The following is an 18,990-nucleotide window of genomic DNA, read 5'->3' on the forward strand; positions in this document are numbered from 1 at the left end:
CGTCCGGCGCCGCTAGCGCTGGACGAGAGTCATTTCAAAACTGTAGGAATCGGCGCGGTAGACATGGCTACCGGTTTCCACATTGCGCCCCGCATCATCCACCGCGGTACGTTCCATGGTGACCAATGCCGATCCCTCGCCGACCTTCAGCAATGGAGCCTGATAGTCGTTGGCGACCATGGCGCCGATGCGCTGATTGGCCAGACGGAAGTTCACGCCTGCGTCACGCAGGATCTGATACAGGCCACGCTCGTTAAGGGCCTGTTCGTCAATGCTGACAATGTCGTCGCGCACCCAGTTTTCCATCAGGGCCAACGGCTTGCCGTCCACGCTGCGCAGCCTGGTGAAGTGGTAAACATTCACGCCCGCTGGCAATTGCAACAGATCGGCCACGCGTTTGTCGGCCGGACCGTGGCTGAAGCTCAGTGATTCGGTGGTGGGCGTCTTTCCGGAGCGCTCAAGGTCGTCATTGAGGCTGGAGAGTTCCAAATGACGGCGCACCTGGCTTGATACCACCTGGGTGCCCACGCCGCGCTTGCGCACGAGCAGTCCCGAGCGGACCAACTCGTCCATGGCCTTGCGCATCGTGGGCCGGGAGAGGTTCAGGCGTTGCGCGAGATCAATTTCGTTTTCCAGCCGGCTACCCGATTCCAAGGTGCCGTCGTGGATGGCGGCCTCGATGCCCTGGACAATCTGATGATAAAGGGGAACCGGTGACGAGCGGTCGATCTGGATATTCAAGTCCGTGCTCAAGGGGTTCCTCCGTGTGATTGCCAGTGCCATGTGGGAAAAGTTTGATAAGACATACTAACTTTAGATGAGCATAGCAGTCTAGATGTTGGTGTTTGGTTGAAGCTTTCCTGCCTTCAAGACACGATCAACACCGTCGACAGCTGCCACTGTCGGCTTCGAAGCCGGATATCTCGAGCCCATCTTGTGCTGCACTCAGACGTGCGGCATCCAACACCTGCATGGTCGCCACCGCTCGGCAGGCGCACACCGGCAGCGGTTTTTCGTGGCGAACGGCGTCCGCCAGCAACTCATAAAACCGGTGATAACTGCCCTGTCTTGAGGCCACTTTGCCCATATGCCCATTGGCTACGAGGAAACCATCTGCAGGGTCAATTCCCCATGCCGCGGGATTCTCCGCGGGTCGTTGTCCCTTTAGTGGGGCCTCTGCCTGAATGTCCCGACCGGCCAGCATGAGAGTGCCAGCATCGCCCCGAGTTCGGATCATTCGGTTCGCCTAGGGTGCCAGTTTGTCTGCCGAAAGCCAGCTGGTGACGCCATTGGAGTGGAGTGGTCAATACGCAGCGTAAAGGCCGAATCGTTGATTCCCCACGAGGTGTCCGTCCAGATCATGGTCGCCGAGACGCGCGCTGCTCCGCCAAAGAGCCACAGGGCTTGGTCCACCAGGTGGCTACCCAGATCGAGCAGGGCTCCACCGCTGGTCCTGGATTCTACCGATCGAGGTTCGTCTTGGTCGAAGACCGACTCAAAGCCACGGATCGTTCCGAGCCTGTCCTCGGCGAGCACCGATCGCAACGTGGTGATGTTAGTGTCCCAGTGCCGGTTTTGATAAACGCCCAAGCGGCATCCGGCAGCGTGTGCTTTGGCGATCAGTTCCCTGGCCGCTGCGGCGTCGGTGGCAAATGGCTTGTCCAGGATGACTAGCGGGCATAATTCCATGGCCGCCTTGACCACGGACTCCCGTGCTGGAACTGGGACCGAAAGAACTAGGGCGTCGACGCCGGTTGCAACCAGCGATTCAAGCGAATCGTGTAACGGAACCTCGGGAAAATCGACGCCCAGTTCGACCCCTCGTGTCTCCGATGTGCTCACCACTCCGGCCAGCACGGCTCCGACTGCGGCCTCTATGGCTGGCGCATGAAAGTAGCGCCCGCCCCAGCCATAGCCGACTAAGCCGACGCGGACATCGGGGTCATGATGCATTCGGTCGCCACCCTTTCCCTTGGTGATCAGTGGGTGTGGTGCTGTGGCGCTGTGGGCAGCCGGGGCGACGATTGTTGGTGCTTTGGGCTCGTCGCCCCGGCTTTGCGGTGTGCGCTGTTCAACTAGAGGGTGATGAGTTTTCCGTTGGCCTGAGCCGAGGCCGTCACCGCGTCCAAGATTTCCATGTTGCGCACGCCTTCATCGAAGGTGGCGCAACGCGGCAGCGAGTCGGCTTCCGGTACACCGGCAACCTCTTCGAGGAAGGCACGGGCCTGATAGGAAAAGGCCTCGTTCTGGCCGAATCCGACGCTCGGTGCATCCATGGGCAGACCACCGGACAGGTAGGGGTGCTCCGGGCCAAGAATGACCTGACGGTAGCCGTTCTGTGCGCTGTCGCCTTGGTTGAGGAAGAGCTGGATCTCCGACGGGCGCCGCTGGTCGAAGCGTGCCGAGCCGTTGGCGCAGAAGACCTCGAAGATCAGCGAATTGGCATGCCCCGCGGCCACACGGGAGACTTCGAAGCCGCCGGAACCGCCGTTGGCGAAATCCGCGGAGAAGGCAGCGTAGTCGTCGTTTTCAACAGCCTCGAATGTATCGCTGACGGCTACATGGTCGTGACCCATGACGGCGCCCAGGGGAAGCGGGCGTTCCTTAATGACGGTGCTCAGCCGACCACCGCTGACTGCGGTGATGTCGCCGCAGAGGAATTCGGAGACGTAGGTCAAATGGCTGCCAACATCGGCCAGCGCTCCGGATCCGGTACCGCCCTTGTATCGCCAGCTCATGGGGGCTGCCGGGTCGAAGCCGTAGTCCGTCCAATACCGGCCACTGAAGTGCAAGACGTTACCCAAGACTCCGTTGCGGATCAGGTCGCGGATATAGGCGATGCCCGGCGTACGGCGGAAGGTGAAACCGACTCGGGCGATCCCGGTGGCATTGGCTGCAAGTTCGGCCATGGCACGGGCATCCTCCAGGGTGTCGCTTAGCGGCTTTTCGCACAAAACATGCTTGCCGGCCGCTAGCAGTCCCTCGACTGCTTGGCGGTGAAGCGAATTGGCGATCACGACGCTGACAACGTCAATGTCGTCGGCCGCGGCAATGGCCTGCCAGCTAGTGTCAGTGCGTTCGTAGCCAAAGCGGCGAGCGGCAAGGGAGCCGAACTCGGGATTCATGTCAGCAATCGACACGAGCTTGATGGGCGGTAGGACGGGCGAGTAGAGGGTGGAGGCGCTACGGAAGGCGGCCGCGTGGGCCTTGCCCGCCATGCCGGCGCCGATGACGGCAACCCTGATTTCATTCGACATGTGATGACTCCTTTAGAAAGCAAAAATTGGTGGTTGATGGTCAATCGTTGTGCTGATGCTCTAGACTGTTGGAGCGCTCCATAAGAACGTTACGGTTGTCCATATGTCCTGTCAATCTTTTTCTGGAAGGTTTTGAAAGTGGCCGAAAAGTCCCCACCATCCCGTTCTCCGGATGCTCCGCGTCCCACCATCTACGACGTTGCCACGCGAGCTGGAGTGTCCAAGTCATTGGTTTCCTTGGTCCTAAGGGGGTCCCCCAACGTCTCCGTCGAGCGCCGAACCGCCGTGGAAACTGCGATTGCCGAGCTGGGCTACCGGCCGAGTCAAGCGGCGGCAGCGCTCGCAGGAAATCGCACGGGCACCATCGGAGTCATCATCGATGACTACCGGAACCTGTGGTTCGTAGATTTTCTACATGGCATGCAGGAGGTTCTGGCCGAACGCGGCATCCGGGTGGCGGTAGCCGACAGATCGTTCAACTCCCACGTGGATGCCTCGCCGTTGGAAGGTTTTCTGGCGATGCGAGTGGACGGAATAGTTGTAGCCTCCGAGCCCAGCGATGAAATGGGGCGGGGGATTGGAGTTCCAGCAGTCTTGGCCGGAAACCGGCTTCAGCAAATCCCTGGGGCAGACATCGCCACGAGTGACGACAAGTTCGGAGGCGGGTTGGCCGCCAACCACCTCTTGGGGCTAGGACACCGGAAGATTGGCCATGTCACCGGCGGTGGTGGATCGGCTCGTGAGCGCTGCGAGGGATTTAGGGAGGCGCTGCGCAATGCAGGTGTTGCTCCCGTCATTGTGGGCGATGGGGGCACATCGGAGCAAGATGGATTTCGCTTTACCCGGCAGTTGCTCTTGACCCATCCGGGCATTACAGCCGTTTTTGCCGCCAACGATTCGATGGCCATGGGAGCGGCGGCGGCGATTAAGGACGCCGGTCTGCAAGTGCCCCAGGATATATCCCTGATCGGGTATGACAATTCCCCATTGGCATCTTCTAATCTCTTGCGGTTGACGACGGTGGATGCAGTAAACGGTGAGGTTGGGCGCCGCGCAGCCAAAGCACTGTTGGCCCGCTTTGATGGCGGTCCGCAAGATACCGTGATCAATCTCGTGGAGCCGCAGCTTGTTGTCCGCGGCTCCACCGCCGAGGCCTGCGAATAGCAACTAACTCGTAATTCGCATCCCAATAAATCGCTAGTTCACTCATTTGTGAATGGCTTTATTTGTCGTGTTCTTGAACTTATATTAAAATATTTGTCCTGACAATATATTGACTTCTTGAAATTAACAAATCATGCTCGATTGTGATGAAACTGATGGCCCAGCGCTAAGTCGCCGTCCTCCCTTGCGGAATCTCACCGCGGCATCATCACCTTCAATTCACTGCTAATTCGAGGAGTATTTTTATGTCCAAAAATCTTTCGTGGCGCACTATTTCGGCGACGCTGGTGCTGATTCCAGCACTCGGGTTGACGGCTTGCTCCGGTCAGGGTGGTCGCGCTCCGAGCGTGGATGTACCGGCGGCAGGAGCAGTTGCTGACACTCCGCGCCTTAAGATTGCCCTGATCACGCATGCGCCAGCTGGTGACACGTTCTGGGACATCGTACGAAAGGGGGCGGAGGCGGCCGCTGCCAAGGACAATATTGACCTGCAATATCTCAATGATCCCGAGGGTGGTAATCAGGCTCAGCTGATCGAGCAAGCAGTTGACCAGGGTGTTGACGGCATTGCCGTGACCTTGGCCAAGCCAGACGCGATCGCTGGCGCACTGGCCAAGGCGAAGGCGGCTGGCATACCGATTACGAGCCTCAATGGTGGAGAAGATCGTTACAAGGAGCTGGGCGCCTTTGCGAACTTTGGTTCGAACGAACGGGCGGCCGGCGAAGCCGTGGGGGAGAAGCTTCTGGATGAAAACTACCGGAATCCTATCTGTGTGATTCAGGTCCAGGGCCACGTGGGTTTGGAAGCCCGGTGTGCCGGAGTGAAGTCAAAAATCCCGGCCACTGAAGTGCTTTACGTACAGGGAACCGACATGACGCAGGTTCAGTCGACGGCGACCGCAAAGCTGCAAACCGCCAAGGACGTGGATGTGGTCATTGGTCTGGGAGCGCCGATTAGCCTGACGTTGTTGAAATCGATTGCCGAATCGGGGAGTGCTGCCAAGGTCGCTTCTTTTGATATGAATGCCGAAATGGCTCAGAAAATTGTTGACGGTGAAATTCTCTTTACCGTCGACCAGCAGCCATGGCTTCAGGGGTACGCGGCAGTTGATGCCATTTGGCTTGACGCCCATGGTGGATTTGCCTTGGGTGGCGGAAAGCCGGTGCCCACGGGCCCGAGCATTGTTGACAAGAGCAATGCCGAAGCGGTGCTGGAGTTCGCCAAGGGCGGCATTCGGTAGGGTGCCGCGGGGTGGGGGCTTGGCCTGATCTTCCCGCCGCCCCGCGGATCACTCCGCTGAAATCCTGGAACTTTTCATGGCAAGATCCACGCCCGTGAAGCTACCTCGTACTTCCTGAGATTAGGGCTGATGTAAATATGTCCTAACAATCTATTGACATGTGTGACAGTAGTCACGATGATCAATGGAAAGGGAATAGCTGGTTGGCGACAAAGACGCCTCCGATTTTCGGCTGGAGTCCCTGAGGTCGCCTTGGGAGACAGGCCGGCCGACAACTCGAGGAGATTCGTGTAATGGCAAAAATTTCTTGGCGTAAGGTCGCGGTGGCAGCCGTGATGGTTCCTGCCCTCGCTTTGACAGCCTGTTCCAGCGGTGGCGGCCGAGCCCCCGAGCCCAGCACCGGCGAGGGAGCCGGCGCCGTTGCAGCGACCCCGAAAATCAAGGTTGCCTTGATTACCCACGCAGCTCCCGGCGACACTTTCTGGGACACCGTGCGCAAGGGGGCTGAGGAAGCAGCAGTCAAGGACAACGTTGACCTGCAGTACCTTTCGGATCCGGATGGCGGGCGCCAGGCTCAGCTTATCGAGCAGGCAATTGACCAAAAAGTCGACGGCATTGCCGTCACACTGGCGAAGCCCGATGCTTTGGCTTCTGCCCTCAAGAAGGCAACGGCGGCAGGCATTCCCGTCGTTAGCCTGAATGCCGGCGAAGACCGTTTTAAGGAGCTTGGGGCTTTTACACACTTCGGTTCCAACGAAAAAATTGCAGGTGAAGCGGTCGGCGAAAAACTTGCCGCGGAAGGTTACAAGCATCCGGTTTGCGTCATTCAGGAACAGGGCCACGTTGGCCTCGAGAATCGTTGTGCGGGTGTGAAAGAAAAGGTCCCCGGCTCGGAGATCCTCTACGTGCAGGGCACCGACATGACGCAGGTCGAATCGACCGTCACCGCCAAGCTGCAAGCCAGCAAGGACGTCGACGTGGTTATTGGTCTCGGCGCTCCCTTCACCTTGACCATCCTGAAATCTGTGGCTGGCGCAAAGTCCACTGCCAAGGTCGCTTCCTTTGACATGAATCCAGAATTGGCACAGCAAATCGTTGACGGAAAGGTCCTTTTCACCGTCGACCAGCAGCCCTGGCTCCAAGGCTACGGCGCGATTGATGCACTGTGGCAGAACACCCGCGGCGGTTTCGAAATTGGTGGAGGCCTGCCGGTACTGACCGGACCAGCCATCATCACTCCCGATAACGCAGCAGAAGTACTCGAATTCGCCAAAGAAGGCGTCCGCTAGAAGTCAATGACCCACGTGCCGGTGGTGGAGACATCCACCACCGGCACGGACCAACGGAAAGTAATTCACATCATGACGAACACAGTCCTCACTCCACCCGCCGCACCAAAGGCGGCCGACGAGCGGGTGGCGTCAAAGGGCGCCATCACTACGCTGCTCGGTCGCCCCGAATTCGGTGCCCTAGTTGGCGCGGTTGCCATGTTTGCCTTCTTCGCCCTCGTGGCACCCGTATTTTTGCAGCCCTCATCTTTCGCGACCGTGTTGTACGGGTCATCGACCATCGGTATCATGGCCGTCGGCGTTTCGCTGCTCATGATCGGTGGGGAATTTGACCTCTCCACCGGTGTTGCGGTTATTTCTTCGGCTCTAAGCGCTTCACTCTTCTCTTGGTACTTTGGAACCAATGTTTGGGTGGGCGTGGTACTTGCATTAATCGTTTCGTTGGCCGTCGGCTTCATCAACGGTTGGATTCTGATCAAGACCAACCTCCCGTCCTTCATCGTCACTCTGGCCACATTCTTGATGCTCACCGGTCTGAACCTAGGATTGACGCGCCTGATCGGCGGCTCGGTGTCCACCCCCTCGATTGCCGATATGGACGGTTTTGAATCGGCTAAGGCGGTCTTTGCCTCTTCGGTGAACATTGCCGGGGTCGACGTGAAAATTACCGTCTTCATCTGGATCGCTTTGGTGGCAGTTGCATCCTGGATCTTGCTCCGCACCCGGGTGGGGAACTGGATCTTTGCCGTTGGTGGCGACGACAAGGCCGCCCGTGCGGTAGGTGTCCCCGTTGTCCGCACCAAGATTGGACTCTTTATGGGTGTGGGTTTCTGCGCCTGGATCCTGGGCATGCACAACCTCTTCGCGTTCGCTACGGTCCAGTCCGGTGAGGGTATCGGTAACGAATTTCTCTACATCATTGCCGCCGTCATCGGTGGCTGCCTGCTGACCGGTGGCTACGGATCGGCCGTCGGTGGTGCCATCGGTGCCTTCATCTTCGGCATGGCCAACAAGGGCATCGTCTACGCCGAATGGAACCCGGACTGGTTCAAGTTCTTCCTGGGTCTGATGTTACTGCTGGCCACGATCGTGAACCTGGTCGTGAAGAAACGTGCAGAGACCAAGTAGCAGCGCAAGGAACCAAGGAGCGAATCCCATGACCAATACCAAGAATTCCCCGGCCGCCGAACGTATCGACCAGGCGACGCTGCTACATGAACAGACCGACCCCCTGACGCACACACCAGTTCACCTTCTTGAGCTCAAGGATGTCGGCAAACATTACGGCAACATCATCGCCCTGACCGGTGTCACGATGGCCGTGGACACCGGACGCGTCACCTGCGTGCTGGGCGATAATGGAGCCGGAAAATCCACGTTGATCAAGATCATCGCAGGATTGCACCAGCACACCACCGGCACCCTGGAAATCATGGGTGCCGAACGAAAACTCAACTCTCCACGAGAGGCATTGGACTCCGGTATCGCGGCCGTTTATCAGGACCTCGCGGTGGTCTCCTTGATGCCGATCTGGCGCAATTTCTTCCTCGGTTCTGAGCTCACCAAGGGTATCGGCCCGTTTAAGAGCCTCGACGTGGAGGCGATGAAGAAAATTACCAAGGATGAGCTCGCCGCCATGGGCATCGACCTGCGCGACGTGGAACAGCCCATCGGCCAGCTCTCCGGTGGCGAACGTCAATGTGTTGCCATTGCCCGCGCAGTGCATTTCGGGGCCAAGGTCCTGATCCTTGATGAGCCCACCGCGGCCTTGGGCGTCAAACAGTCCGGTGTGGTGCTGCGTTATATTCTGCAGGCCCGTGATCGCGGCCTAGGCGTCATCTTTATTACACACAACCCGCACCATGCCTTCCCCGTCGGGGACCGCTTCCTGTTGCTCAAGCGCGGCAAGTCGATTGGTTACTACGACAAGAAGGACATCACCATCGACGAGTTGACCAGCCAAATGGCCGGCGGCGCGGAGCTGGCTGAGCTAGCTCATGAGCTCGAGCAGGCCGGTGGCCACGACGAGGTGCTCGCCGAAGTAAAGGCCGAGGTTGCCGAGACTCTGGGAACACAAGAACCAAGCCATCGGGCTTAAAACCATGCAAGAAATCTAGGGGTGGCTCTCGGCGCGCCCCCGCAGGGCCACCCTCGCGAACCGAACACGGAACCCTTCGTCAGCAACACCAACACCAACAAATAAAGGAGCTCAGATGAGCAGCTTCCCCGATGCCTTGCCCGAGTCCCGGGTCCCGGACTCTCGAGATGCACCGGTGCTCAATTGGGGAATTGCCGGCCCCGGATGGATTGCCGAACGATTCATCGAGTCCGTCCGGGCCCATACACACCAGAATCTGGCGGCGGTTGGCTCCCGATCAGCAGCGCGGGCCGCCGATTTTTCCGCTAAACACTCGATTCCCGCGAGCCATGGAAGCTACAAGGAACTTGCTCAGGATCCGAACGTGGACATCGTCTACGTCGCTACTCCGCACCCGCACCACTTCGATGTAGCAATGACCGCCATTGAGTCGGGCAAACACGTCCTGATAGAAAAACCCATGGGGATCACCGCCACCGAGGTTGCGGCCATCATCAAGGCCGCGGACGCCCGACAGGTGTTCGCCGCCGAGGCCATGTGGACATTCTTCCTGCCCAAATTCGACGTGATTACCCAACTGTTGGAGGCCGGAGCGCTGGGGGAGCTGGTCACCGTTGCGGCAGAATACGGCGAGTACTTTGAACCCGGCCACCGAATCTTTGATCAGGATCTGGCCGGGGGACCGCTCCTAGATTTGGGTACGTACCCGCTGGCTTTTGTCAGCAGGGTCATGGGCGCCCCCGACACCGTGGCGGCGATCGGCACTCAACACCCCAGCGGGGTAAACGGCCAGCTTTCGACTCTACTATATTTCGCCGGTGGTGGGCACGGCACGGTGAACACTCACCTCCACAACTTCACCCCCACCACCGCGTTGATCACCGGAACCGAAGCAACGCTGCACATCGATGGGCCCTTCAACATGCCGGGCGGCTTCACCCTGCGCCATCATGACGGGCGTGAATTACGCTACGACCAGGCGGCAGGGGCACATCTCGAAGGTCTGCACTTTGAGGCCGCGGCCGTTGCCCGATGCATCGCTCAGGGTTTGACCCAAGCCCCGCAACGTCCCTTGGCTGACACGCTCATGACGCTAGAACTGGCCGATGAAATTCGCCGTCAGGTTGGCATCACACTCCCCGAAACCACCACACGGAAGTAAACACCATGAAGACCCTGAATCTTGGACTTATCGGCGTCGGCCGCATCGGCACGATGCACGCCAACAACCTTAATGCGCTGCGACCAACGCTGGCTGATCGCGGCCTGGAGGTGAATCTGTGGATCACAGATGTCGCCGCTGACTATGCGCGCACCGTGGCCGTCGGGCTGGGCGCCACCTTCTTTGACTCCGTAAACGCCATGATCGAGGCCGGTGTTGACGCCCTGCTGATCGCCACCGGAACCATGACGCATCCCGATTTGATCCGGGCCGGGATCGCAGCAAACCTGCCGGTCTTCTGCGAAAAGCCGGTGGCCGGAGACGTGGATTCCGCGCTTCCGTTGATCGAAGAAATTGCCGCCAGCAACGGACGGGTGCAAATTGGGCACCAGCGCCGCTTTGATGCCGGGTATCTTGAAGCCAAACGTCGGTTGGATGCCGGAGACCTGGGCTGGATCCACACCATGCGAGCCGTAACGGGTGACATGGTCCCGCCTTCGCTGGAATTCATCGCCACCTCCGGAGGGCTGTTCCGTGACTGCTCGGTCCACGACTTCGACATCCTGCGTTGGCTCACCGGCAAGGAAATTGTTGAGGTCTACGCCAAGGGGTCGAACAACGGAGACCCGGGAATTGGCGCAGCAGGCGATGTAGATACCGCCTTGGCGGTCCTGACCTTTGACGACGGAACCGTGGCCACGGCAAGTGCCACCCGCTACAACGGGGCCGGCCACGATGTGCGCCTAGAAATTCAGGGCTCCAAGTCCACCGTGGTGGTTGGGCTCGACGAACAATCAGCCATGCGTTCGGCAGAACTGGGCGTCGAATTTCCGAGAGGTACCTCGCACCAAACATTCATCGAGCGCTTTGACGGTGCCTACCGCGCGGAATTGGTGGCATTCATCGAGTATGTGCTGGGGGAGCGGGAAAATCCCTGTTCCGCCTGGGACGCCGTGGCCGCCTCGCGGGTTGCTGACGCTGCCCAAGAATCGTTGCTCACCGGGGCTCCGGTGGCCATCAATCCCGTCCCGGTGGCCTAACACTTCTCAATAAGCACCGCACGCCTTCACCATTTCATGACGCAAAGGAAAACCACCATGAGCACTAGCATTGCCGATCAGCTTGCCGCTGCCCCCATCTCTTGGGGAGTGTGCGAGGCCGCAGACTGGGGCATCCAGTTGAGTCCGGACCAGGTCCTGAGCGACATGCGGGAACTGGGCATTAAAGCCACGGAATTTGGTCCACTGGGTTTTTTGCCCACCGACCCAGCTTCTCGTGCGGCACACCTGGATGGCTACGGGTTGAAGGCAGTTGGCGGTTTCCTCCCGGTGGTGTTGCATGATCCCGACGTGGATCCGTTGGCACTGGTAACCACCGAATTGACGGCATTCATCGCAGCCGGGGCATCGGTGATGGTACTGGCCGCCGACTCCGGAACCGGAGACTACGAAGAACACCATGAAATGGACGAGGCACAGTGGGAGGTCTTCGGGAACAACCTACAGGCAGTGGTTGACCTTGCGGCCGAATCCGGCATCCTCGCCGTGCTCCACCCACATGTGGGCACCATGATCGAATCCGCTTCCTCCGTTCAGCGCTTGCTGGAATCAACCACCGTGCAAATCTGCCTAGACACCGGACACCTACTGGTCGGCGGAACCAATCCACTGCAGCTAGTGCAACAGCACGCTGCACGAGTTGGCATTGCTCACCTCAAGGATGTGCGAGCCGAGATCGCCGCCACCGTCGAACGTGGAGAGCTCGGCTTTGTTCAGGCAGTAAAAGACGGCATGTTTGTCCCGTTGGGTCAGGGCGATTGCGAGATCGGCCAAATCGTTGAGTTGCTCCAAGAATCGGGTTATCAGGGCTGGTATGTCATGGAACAAGATGCGGTGCTCGATACGACATCCGATGCGGCAGCCGCCAAGACCGCGGTCCGCGCTTCCATCGATTTCCTCATAAGTTTGTAAACACTGCTCACCGTCGTCCAACCCACAAAAATGGCGTAGTCACTTTCCCTGCGGGAGTGACTACGCCATTTTTGTTTTTTCAGGTGAGTAAATGGGGCGCGCTCCTAGGCCACCGAGGTGCCGAAGAACAGACCCAAAACGTAGGTGACGGCCGCGGCACCCAAACCGATAGCCAGCTGACGCAGCCCACGCTTGGTCGGCGAGGCTCCGGAGAGCAGACCGACGACCCCTCCGGTAACCAACAGGGCGACACCAACCAAGGCGGCGGACAGCAGGATGGCGGGTGTGCCGCTCATGCCGAAGATGAACGGAAGGATCGGGATGACGGCACCGGAGGCAAAGAAACAGAACGACGCGGAGGCCGCGCCCATGGCGGAACCGATTTCCTCGTGCTCCTCGGTATCGGCGATTTCCGCCAGCTCGGAGCGCAGCGAGGTGGAGGGATTGCAATCGCAGGAGTACATGCCCATGCGTTCGGCGGCGCGGTGCGCAGCATCCTCGTCGCTCATCCCTCGAGCCTTGTAGACCAGCACCAGTTCATTGGCATCCAGATCTAGGTCCGGTGCCGCAGCGAGGGTTACCTCGGTGGGTTTGGACGCGTCGAGTAGTTCGCGTTGGGATCGCACGGAGACGTACTCACCGGCTGCCATCGACAGCGCGCCGGCCAAGAGCCCGGCGATGCCGGAGAAAAGCACCATGGAGGTCGCCACTCCGGTGGCGCCGATGCCCATGACGAGGGCCAAGTTGGAGACCAAGCCGTCGTTGGCCCCGAAGACGGCTGCCCGGAAGTTGCCCGAGAGTCGGTTGCGGCCACGAGTGGCCAAGCCCCTGACGACTTCTTCGTGGACGAGTTCATCGGCGGCCATTTGCCGCGTCGCGTCGGTGTCCGCGGCATAGGGGGAGTTGCCCTCGGCACGCTGAGCCAGGGCCAGCACAAATACCGAGCCAAAGTGCCGCGCTAGGAAGCGGAGCATGGTGCGGCGCAACGAGGGGGCAGTGGTCTTGGTCGCGTTCTCGCCCAGAAGATCCCGCCAGTGTTCTTCGTGTCGGGTTTCGGCCTCGGCCAGGCCCAGCAGGATCAGGCGTTCCTCGCCGGTGCGGTTGTTGGCCAGTTCGCGGTAGACGGCGCCTTCGGCGATTTCATCGGCCAGGTACTGGCGCCAGCGTTTGATCTGGGCAGGGGTGGGGGTTGGTGCCTGGTGCGGCATACTCTCATCCTCGTTAGGCGTTCATGGCCACGGCTGGCCATGTGATGGGGAGGCCCAATGAGAATAATTTGGGTACGTTGAGCCTCGGGCCACCAAAATGTGGACCGAAGGTCTCGTTCGCCCAGAGTCGGAAAATTGCCCGTGCCCTTAGGTGGATTGCCGGGTTACTACGTTGTAACCAGTATGTCGACGCACCGCTTCCCCGCAAGTTCTGCGGGTGTGGGAACTACTCCCCTTCAACCCACGAGTCTAGCGGTCGGAAGCGGAAGGGAAAATTTGATGAGACTAAAAAACAGGGTCCTTCCGGAGGCATGTCCGCGCAGCGGCACCCTGACCACCAATTGGCTGGTGACGGCATCCCACCGCGGTCTGCCCACCGCGTCGGCAAGAGCTGCGGCTAGGGCGGCTCCATCCGCGACGTGAAAGGACTGCCAGGTGCCCGAGAGCCGGAGTTCAAGTACCGAACGGTGCACATCAAGCAGGGGGAGGACGGGGATCGAGGGTGCCATGATGCAGGCAAAACCTTTCACTAGCTCTTGCCCCAGCCTCATGGCGGGGGCCGCTTCCTCATCCGAACCACCCATGAACTGCGGGTTGGTGTGCGGCCAGTCGGAGCTTGGCGCCGCATCTCGTGAAGCTGAAAATCACTCTACCGTGACTGCGAAGCGGAGAGGATTTTTTGCTGTAATTCCTTCCATTCCGTTGCGTCATATGGCGGAATATTCGTGTTCTCCTTCAGCAGCCCGGTGGACCCATCGATGAGTTCGCGCACGATGTCCAGGTGTCCGGCATGGCGCGAATTTTCCACATTCATGTGCAGCAAGAGCCGACCCAGAGTGGTCTGCCGGGTCTCGGGGCGCCACCAAGGCACCGTGGCCGGAGCTTCAAGCGGCAGCGCGTTGATGTTGGCGTCCGCTGCGGAGATGGCCCGCTGGTAGAAGTCCATGATCTCTTGGCGCGAGATCTCGGCCGGAACCCACATGTCGGCGCTCGGCTCGGGATCGGCTTCTAGCGCCGCATAACGCTCGTCGGTGATCGTGAAGCCGAGGCATTGCACAAAGTAGCCGTATTCGACCGACGCCAGATGCTGGATCACACCCAAAATGTTGGTGCCCGAACCAACCATCGGTCGGGTGACCTCCGCGTCGCTGAGTCCCTCGGCCTTCCACAACACCGCCTGACGTGAACGGTTGAGATAGGTGATCAGGTGGTCTTTGAAATCGTCCATGCACTTCAGCCTAAACGGGCGGGGTGATGCTGGGAATAGCTGCCACACAGCGGAAAGGACCCGCTGGTTGCTCGATGATGAGCAAACGGCGGGTCCTCCCGGTGGCGGGTCCGCAGTGGACTAGCGGATCGCTGCCTCGTTGAGGTCGGCACCTTCTGCATCGCTCTGCCCAGCGACCCGTGCTTCCCAGCGGGTGATGACCGAGGTCGCCGTGGGACGGGTGAGCAGTGAAACCAGCACAAATGTCAGTGCCGAGGCGATGAGTCCGAAGTAGATCGGCTCATTGGCGTACACGCCATCAAATTGGTTCTCCGCCTGGATCTCCAAAATGATCATGGTGCCCAGGGTGACCACGGATCCGGCCGCCATCGAGGCTGCGGCGCCGATTCCGTTGCCACGCTTCCAGATGAGCCCGCCAATAATGGCGACCAGCAACCCGCCAACCAGGATGTCGTAGGCGATGGTCAGGGCCGCGACAACGTCGGAAACCATGATGGCCAAGACGATGCTCACCAGACCCAGCAGCAGCACCCAGATGCGGTTGGCGCGCACATCGTGCTCGGGGTTCTGATTGGTATTGACCTGCAGATTCTTACCGAACCAGCTGGCCACAAACGGGGTGACATCGGTGCGGGCTACGGTTGCCGCGGCAATCAGGGCACCGGATGCGGTGGACATCATTGCGGCAACGGCGGCGGCTAAAACCAGACCGCCAATTGCGACGGGGAGCAACTGAGTAGCAACCTCGGCATACACCACGTCCTTGTTGCTGTCGGCCCCAATGATCTCCGGGAGAACGACCTTGGCGGCCATGCCAATGATGGCGCCCGCGGCTCCGTAGAGAACGCAGTAGATGCCCGCGGTGGTGCCGCCCCAACGAGCTACCTTCGGGGTTTTAGCGGTGAAGACGCGCTGCCAGATGTCTTGACCGATGAGCAGGCCCAGGGTGTAGACCACGAAGTAGGTGATGATGGACTGCACGCCGATACCGGTGAAGCTGAAGAATTCGTCCCCGATGCGTTCGCGGATCCCGTTCATGCCACCGGCGGCATTCAGGGCGAAGGGCAACATCAAGAAGAAGATACCGATGGTCTTGATGACAAATTGCACCTGGTCGGCCAGGGTGATGGACCACATGCCACCGATGGTGGAGTAGATGACCACGATGACTCCGCCGATGGCGATGGCCATCCAGCGTTCCCAGCCGAAGAGGACCACAAAGATGGTTGCGTAGGCGCTGGTGGAAGTGGCGCAGAGCATCAGCGTATAGGCCAACATAACGATGCCCGAGGTATTGGTCGCCGCCTTGCTGCCGTAACGCAGGGTGAGCATTTGCGACACGGTGAAGATCTTCAGGCGCTGGAGTGTGGGAGCGAAGAGCAGTGAGAGCAAGATGACGCCGGCCCCGATGGCCACCACCAGCCACATTCCCGAGATGCCCCACTTGTAACCCAAGCCCACGCCGCCCACGGTGGAAGCTCCACCCAGCACGACGGCCGCCATGGTTCCGGTGTAGAGGAAGGGACCCAGCCTGCGGCCGGCAACTAGGTAGTCGCTGCTGTTCTTGGTGCGCGATTTTCCCCACCATCCGAAGATGAGCATGGCCGCCAGATAGACGGCGACGATAATGCCATTGATATGTTCCATGAGCGTTCGCCTTTGCAGTGGAGCGAGTGAACAAGCACAACGGAGATGCCTGCAAGTAAACATTTGTTGCACTACAGGCTATTGTGAGTTGGCTTACACGTCAATTGGCCTAAGCTAGATGAACCAAATATTTCTTTAAGTCCCTACGGAGATCTGCGCCGATGAAAGCCCTGCCCGTTGAACCCAGCAGTGCCGCGTTAGCCATCGGCTCACGCATTCGGGCCGCGCGCCAATCACAACGACTGACCATCGATCAGGTCGCAGAATCCACGGGGTTGACCAAGGGGTTTCTCTCGCGGGTGGAGCGGGACCTCACCAGCCCGTCGGTAGCTTCGCTGGTCACGCTATGCCAAGTCTTATCCCTAGAAGTCGGAGCGCTGTTCACCCAGCCAGACACTCACGTGGTGAGGCTGGCCGAGGCGCCGAAGATTTCGCTCGGTGGCAAGGGGATCGTGGAGCAGCTGCTGACGGCTCGCTCGGAACGCCGCCTGCAGGTCATTCGCGCCGTCATTGCCCCACACGGTGAGGGCGAGTCCGAGCTCTACGCGGTGGACTGTGAGGTTGAGGTGCTCCACGTGATCTCCGGGCGCTTTGTGCTGGTCTTTGCCAATGAGCGCTTTGAACTTGATGCGGGGGACACCGTAACCTTCCCGGGGCGCGAGCCGCACAGCTGGGTGAACCCCACCGACACCGAAGCGGTGGTCACTTGGACGCTGGTGCTCGCCTCCGCGCGTTAGCCCACATGTACCCACGGCCGACGGGAGATCTCCGGCTCGGCCTCACGCAGCACCTCACGGGTGAGCGGTGCAATTTCGCCCTGGCCGAGGAACATAAAACGCAACATGTTCCGCATTGGGTCCCCTTCCGTCCAGCGGAAGTAGATGTGCGGCATGATCCCGGTTGAGTCGCGAATTTCCAAGCAGATCGCAGCGATCGCAGTGGATACCGAGGGCGCTGCGGCCTGCAGGATCTTAAAGCCGTGGCGGGTGGTTCCGGTGACCTCAATATCTTGGGCGAAGTCGGAGAAGTCGGAGACGGTGATTTCGATGAACACCACCTGCGAGACGTCGGGCAGGTGGCTGGCCATCTGAGCGTGCATCAGCTTGTGCCGGTAGCGGGCGGCCGTGACCCTCACGGGTTCGTGGGCGATGAGCTGAAGAATTGAATTCTGGCTGGAGGAGGTGATGATCTCCTTCGCCGCATCATCGAGCGTGACGGAGGTGGCACGCAGCTCGGTGGAGCGGCGAAGCCGTGAAATTAGCGAAATGACAATGATGCCGGTGATGAAGAACGCGGCAATCTTGATGCCGTCCGGACGTTCAACCACGTTCGCGCCGGTGGTGTACAAGAAGACAACGGAGATGACTCCGAAGCCGATGGCCCGCCAATGCTGCTTCTTTCGTCTGGCGGAAATGGTCACCGCCACACCGGCCGAGGACATCAATACCAGAACGCCGGTGGCATAGGCGGCTCCCTGGGCATCGACATCCGCTTTGAAAAGCACCGTGATGGTCAGAGCAACAACGATGAGCACCAGTACCAACGGGCGCACCGCGCTGGCCCATTCCGGGGCCATGCCAAATCGTGGCAGATAGCGCGGGATGAGGTTAAGCATCCCGGCCAGGGCCGAGGCACCGGCGAACCACAGAATCAGAATCGTGGAGATGTCGTACACGCTGCCGAATCCGTCACCGAGCATGTCATGGGCGAGGAATGAGAGGGCGCGTCCATTGGCGGCGCCACCGGGCTGGAACTCCGGGGCGGGAATCAACAGTGTAGTCACGATCGAGGAGAACACGAGGAAAATACTCATAGTCAGTGCTGCGGTGAGCAACATCTTCTTGGCTCCGGCGATGCGGGCCCGCGGATTGGCCTCGGTATCGCCGGCTCCCGCCTTGATTTGCGGCATCACTGCCACGCCGGTTTCAAAGCCGGAAAGACCCAGTGCCAGTTTCGGGAAGACTAGCAGGGCCACGGCAACCATGAGCCAGGGATTGGCATGGGAGGCGGTTAGGTTGAGCCACCAGTGGTCAACGGGAGCCGGGTTTTTGATCAGCGAGGCCACCGAAACGGCGATGACCACGGCGTTGAGCAGCAAATAAGCTGCCACCAGGCCAACGGCCAGCGAGATGACCTCCTGGAATCCGCGCATGAATAGCACACCGAGCAACAAGATCAGGATGACGGTGATGGCGATCTGCTGCCCGTGGAACCAATCGGGAGTGAAGGGGTTTTCGATAATGTGCGCCGACGCATCCGCGGAAGAAAGGGTAATGGTGATCATGAAATCTGTTGCGGCAAAGCCGAGCAAAACCAGAACAAAAACCTTGCCCTTCCAATGCGGGAGCAAGCGCTCAAGCATGGCGATGGACCCCTGACCATGAGGCGATTCCTCAGCTACGCGACGGTAGACCGGCAGCGCGGCGCAGAGGGTCACAATCACGAGCAAGAGCGTGGCCATCGGAGCTAGCGCTCCGGCCGCCAGTGCCGCGATCGCCGGCTGGTAGCCCAGGGTCGAAAAGTAGTCCAGGCCTGAAAGGCACATGACCTGCCACCAGCGATGCCCCGTGGGTTTGGCGTCGGGGTTCTCGACGTGTTCATTTCCGGCGTCTGTGTCCCTGAGCCACGTGGAAAAGCGTGCCGTGCGGCCCTTGGACTGTGCGGGCGAAACACGTTTGGGAAAGCCCGATGTTTTATTCACGAGAGGGAACGCTACTCCTGCACTG

17 protein-coding genes and 1 riboswitch are annotated in these 18,990 nt (G+C 59.8%); of the genes, 9 read left to right on the plus strand and 8 right to left on the minus strand.

The genetic code is table 11. From position 1 onward, the window contains the following. Positions 1–12 precede the first annotated feature (12 nt). From KUF55_RS02775 to KUF55_RS02785, 3 genes are all read right to left on the minus strand, one after another. Positions 13–753, minus strand: coding sequence for a GntR family transcriptional regulator (locus tag KUF55_RS02775; RefSeq protein WP_218817925.1), 741 nt, complete (start codon positions 751–753; stop codon positions 13–15). A 480-nt stretch (positions 754–1,233) separates the two neighbouring features. Continuing rightward, positions 1,234–1,953, minus strand: a complete 720-nt coding sequence (locus tag KUF55_RS02780; RefSeq protein ID WP_218817926.1) for a Gfo/Idh/MocA family protein — start codon at positions 1,951–1,953, stop codon at positions 1,234–1,236. A gap of 122 nt (positions 1,954–2,075) precedes the next feature. After that, positions 2,076–3,257: a Gfo/Idh/MocA family protein gene (locus tag KUF55_RS02785; RefSeq protein ID WP_218817927.1), complete on the minus strand. Its 1,182-nt coding sequence runs from the start codon at positions 3,255–3,257 to the stop codon at positions 2,076–2,078. A gap of 138 nt (positions 3,258–3,395) precedes the next feature. Here KUF55_RS02785 and KUF55_RS02790 point away from each other — a divergent pair, with 138 nt between their 5' ends. From KUF55_RS02790 to KUF55_RS02825, 8 genes are all read left to right on the plus strand, one after another. Beyond that, positions 3,396–4,421, plus strand: coding sequence for a LacI family DNA-binding transcriptional regulator (locus KUF55_RS02790; protein ID WP_218817928.1), 1,026 nt, complete (start codon positions 3,396–3,398; stop codon positions 4,419–4,421). A 245-nt stretch (positions 4,422–4,666) separates the two neighbouring features. Beyond that, positions 4,667–5,662, plus strand: coding sequence for a substrate-binding domain-containing protein (locus KUF55_RS02795; RefSeq protein ID WP_218817929.1), 996 nt, complete (start codon positions 4,667–4,669; stop codon positions 5,660–5,662). Between the two features lie 293 nt (positions 5,663–5,955). Next, complete coding sequence (locus KUF55_RS02800) at positions 5,956–6,951, plus strand: sugar ABC transporter substrate-binding protein (protein ID WP_168152478.1); 996 nt, start codon at positions 5,956–5,958, stop codon at positions 6,949–6,951. Positions 6,952–7,023: 72 nt separating this feature from the next. After that, positions 7,024–8,079, plus strand: a complete 1,056-nt coding sequence (locus KUF55_RS02805) for an ABC transporter permease (RefSeq protein ID WP_168152479.1) — start codon at positions 7,024–7,026, stop codon at positions 8,077–8,079. Positions 8,080–8,107: 28 nt separating this feature from the next. Next, complete coding sequence (locus KUF55_RS02810) at positions 8,108–9,049, plus strand: ATP-binding cassette domain-containing protein (protein ID WP_168152480.1); 942 nt, start codon at positions 8,108–8,110, stop codon at positions 9,047–9,049. Between the two features lie 115 nt (positions 9,050–9,164). Then, positions 9,165–10,211 (plus strand): Gfo/Idh/MocA family protein, encoded by a 1,047-nt coding sequence (locus KUF55_RS02815; protein ID WP_218817930.1) that lies wholly within the window; start codon positions 9,165–9,167, stop codon positions 10,209–10,211. Positions 10,212–10,216: 5 nt separating this feature from the next. After that, positions 10,217–11,251, plus strand: coding sequence for a Gfo/Idh/MocA family oxidoreductase (locus KUF55_RS02820; protein ID WP_218817931.1), 1,035 nt, complete (start codon positions 10,217–10,219; stop codon positions 11,249–11,251). 57 nt (positions 11,252–11,308) lie between these two features. Beyond that, positions 11,309–12,181 carry a sugar phosphate isomerase/epimerase gene (locus tag KUF55_RS02825; protein ID WP_218817932.1) on the plus strand — a complete coding sequence of 291 codons (873 nt, stop codon included), beginning with the start codon at positions 11,309–11,311 and terminating at the stop codon, positions 12,179–12,181. A gap of 104 nt (positions 12,182–12,285) precedes the next feature. Here KUF55_RS02825 and KUF55_RS02830 read toward each other — a convergent pair whose 3' ends face one another. From KUF55_RS02830 to KUF55_RS02845, 4 genes are all read right to left on the minus strand, one after another. Continuing rightward, positions 12,286–13,389: a VIT1/CCC1 transporter family protein gene (locus tag KUF55_RS02830; protein WP_132362361.1), complete on the minus strand. Its 1,104-nt coding sequence runs from the start codon at positions 13,387–13,389 to the stop codon at positions 12,286–12,288. Between the two features lie 236 nt (positions 13,390–13,625). Then, positions 13,626–13,898, minus strand: coding sequence for a hypothetical protein (locus KUF55_RS02835; RefSeq protein WP_218817933.1), 273 nt, complete (start codon positions 13,896–13,898; stop codon positions 13,626–13,628). 18 nt (positions 13,899–13,916) lie between these two features. Beyond that, a riboswitch (SAM riboswitch) is annotated at positions 13,917–14,026 on the minus strand. 12 nt (positions 14,027–14,038) lie between these two features. Next, a complete protein-coding gene (locus KUF55_RS02840) occupies positions 14,039–14,617 on the minus strand; it encodes a DinB family protein (RefSeq protein WP_132362357.1) in 579 nt (192 codons plus the stop codon). A gap of 120 nt (positions 14,618–14,737) precedes the next feature. Next, entirely contained in the window at positions 14,738–16,264 is a 1,527-nt protein-coding gene (locus tag KUF55_RS02845) for a sodium:solute symporter (RefSeq protein WP_132362355.1), read from the minus strand. A 161-nt stretch (positions 16,265–16,425) separates the two neighbouring features. Between KUF55_RS02845 and KUF55_RS02850 the strand changes: the two genes are divergently transcribed. After that, positions 16,426–17,001: a cupin domain-containing protein gene (locus KUF55_RS02850; protein WP_132362353.1), complete on the plus strand. Its 576-nt coding sequence runs from the start codon at positions 16,426–16,428 to the stop codon at positions 16,999–17,001. Here KUF55_RS02850 and KUF55_RS02855 read toward each other — a convergent pair. Beyond that, on the minus strand, positions 16,998–18,809 hold the full coding sequence (locus tag KUF55_RS02855; protein ID WP_218818677.1) for an amino acid transporter: 1,812 nt from the start codon (positions 18,807–18,809) through the stop codon (positions 16,998–17,000). The two genes, KUF55_RS02850 and KUF55_RS02855, sit on opposite strands and share 4 nt — an antisense overlap. Positions 18,810–18,990: the final 181 nt, after the last annotated feature.

It is taken from the genome of Paeniglutamicibacter sp. Y32M11, assembly GCF_019285735.1.
Classification (GTDB): domain Bacteria; phylum Actinomycetota; class Actinomycetes; order Actinomycetales; family Micrococcaceae; genus Paeniglutamicibacter.